Raw genomic sequence first — 1,951 nt, 5'->3', positions numbered from 1 at the left:
GCCACGCTTTACCGTGTCGCGCTTGTACTTCCAGTCCACGCGCAGTTCCTCCTGGGGGTCGAGGTAGATCTTCACGTCAAAGGCGTCGCGCATCTTCTGGTTGTAGAAGCCGAGCAAACCCTCGACAATGACGAACTCCTTGGGCTTCACGTATACTGGCGGGTCGAAGTCGCCGGTGGTGTGGTTGTAAACCGGCTTCAGGATGGCCTCGCCCCGGCGCAGCTGGTAGAAGTTGTGCTCCATGATGTCGATATGGTTGCAGTCCGGGTGCAGCGCGGAGATGTTCAGATCCTTGCGCTGGGTACGGTTATACTTGTGGTAGTCGTCGGAACAGAGGTTGGTCACCCGCTCCGGGCCGAGGATTTTCTCAATCCCGGCAGAGATGGTGGTTTTGCCCGAGGCCGAGTCGCCGACGATGCCGAGAAGGATGGGACGGGTGCGTGACATGATGTCCTCCGATTGTGTTCTGTCGGTCTAAGCAAAGGCTTGCATTTCAAGTTGGCTGTGCCGCAGCGGGGTGTATACGGATTCGATGCGGCGCACTGTGCCGCTGGAGCCGGTCATGACCATGGCACTGGTCTTGATCCCGCTCTCGGTCTGGGTCACCCCGGCCAGAAAGGTGCCATCGGTGATGCCCGTGGCCGCGAAGAGGATGTCGTCGCTGGCCACCAAGTCTTCGGTACGCAGCACACGCGACAGGTCGAACCCGGCCTCGCGCACGGCCCGCGCCTCGGCGGTGGACTGCGGGTTCAGCAGGCCCTGCATCTCCCCGCCCAGCACGCGCACCGCAGCCGCGGCCAGCACGCCTTCCGGGGTTCCGCCGGTGCCCATCATCACGTCAACCCCGGTGCCGGGCATGACGGCCATGAGCGCCCCGGCCACGTCGCCGTCGGTGTGCAGCTGGATGCGCGCCCCGGCCTCGCGGATGTCGCGGATCAGATCACTGTGGCGGTCCTTGTCCAGCACAAAGACCATCAGCTCCTCGACCTTCTTGCCCAGGCTCCGGGCCACGGTCTCAAGGGTGCGCCCGATGGGGTCGTTGATGCTGACCAGGCCGCGCGCCTGGGCCGAAACCACCAGCTTGTTCATATAGAAGGCCGGGCCGGGGTTGAACATGGTTCCGCGCGGAGACAGGGCCACCACTGCGATGGAGTTCGGCTTGCCCAAGGCCAGCAGCCTGGTGCCCTCCACTGGGTCCACGGCCACGTCGACCTGCGGACCTTTGCCGCTGCCCACGCGCTCGCCGTTGTAAAGCATGGGGGCCTCGTCCTTTTCGCCCTCGCCGATGACCACCAGCCCGTCGATGTCCATGTGCATGAAGCCCCGGCGCATGGCGTCCACGGCTGCTCCATCGCCCATCTTCTTTCTGCCCTTGCCCAGCCAGCGAAAGGAGGCCAGGGCAGCGGCATCGGTGATGGCGGTCAGCTCAACGGCCAGGTGTCGGGTCGATACCTTGCGTGTCATGTCTGTTCTCCTTCGTGTGGGTGCGTGGCGTGTATCCTGCCAGTGTCAATACAACCCACATGCCAAGACTATCGCCTATGCAAAAGGACATCAATGTCAAGCCGTTGTGTGTTTTCACGGCCCAGCGGCGAGCGCGCGGCTGTGCCGCCGGAGACACAGTGGCCCAGGAAAGTGGGCGGTGCTGTGCCAACTCCGGCACACTGTCGCCAGGATGAGCTGGTCTGGAGAGATGGGTGGGTGAGAGGGTCGGAGGCCTTCGGCCATGGCGAGGGGCAACGGCGCCAGCATGGTCGGCCGGGGAGCACTGCCGACGCGGCCTTGTGCCCCTGGCAGGATTGAAGGACAGGGGGTGAGCATCTTTGCGGGCCGAATCGGCGCGCGGCGGACTCAGAGGCCGAAGCGCTTCATTTTCCGGTACAAGGTTCTGCGGGGGATGCCGGAGATCCGCGCGGCTTCGCTCACGTTACCCTCGGCCTGGCGCAGGAAA

The 1,951-nt window shown here is 64.2% G+C and carries 3 protein-coding genes; all 3 read right to left on the bottom strand.

What is annotated here, in order from left to right:
• The coding region (locus tag Q8O35_RS06445) for a phosphoribulokinase (protein ID WP_305571821.1) at positions 1–447 on the bottom strand (447 nt) is incomplete at its 3' end.
• Between the two features lie 27 nt (positions 448–474).
• Positions 475–1,464, bottom strand: a complete 990-nt coding sequence (gene glpX, locus Q8O35_RS06440) for a class II fructose-bisphosphatase (protein ID WP_305571820.1) — start codon at positions 1,462–1,464, stop codon at positions 475–477.
• 387 nt (positions 1,465–1,851) lie between these two features.
• On the bottom strand, positions 1,852–1,947 hold the full coding sequence (locus tag Q8O35_RS06435; protein ID WP_305571822.1) for a helix-turn-helix domain-containing protein: 96 nt from the start codon (positions 1,945–1,947) through the stop codon (positions 1,852–1,854).
• Positions 1,948–1,951: the final 4 nt, after the last annotated feature.

Origin of the sequence: Humidesulfovibrio sp., assembly GCF_030689645.1 — a bacterium.
Taxonomy (GTDB): domain Bacteria; phylum Desulfobacterota; class Desulfovibrionia; order Desulfovibrionales; family Desulfovibrionaceae; genus Humidesulfovibrio.
The sequence above is the reverse complement of the archived record's forward strand: the minus strand, read 5'-3'. Positions and strand labels throughout refer to the sequence as shown.

Coding starts and splice junctions, on each gene's coding strand:
- glpX (WP_305571820.1), bottom strand. CDS start 1,464: ATGACACGCAAGGTATCGACCCGACACCTGGCCGTTGAGCTGACCGCC.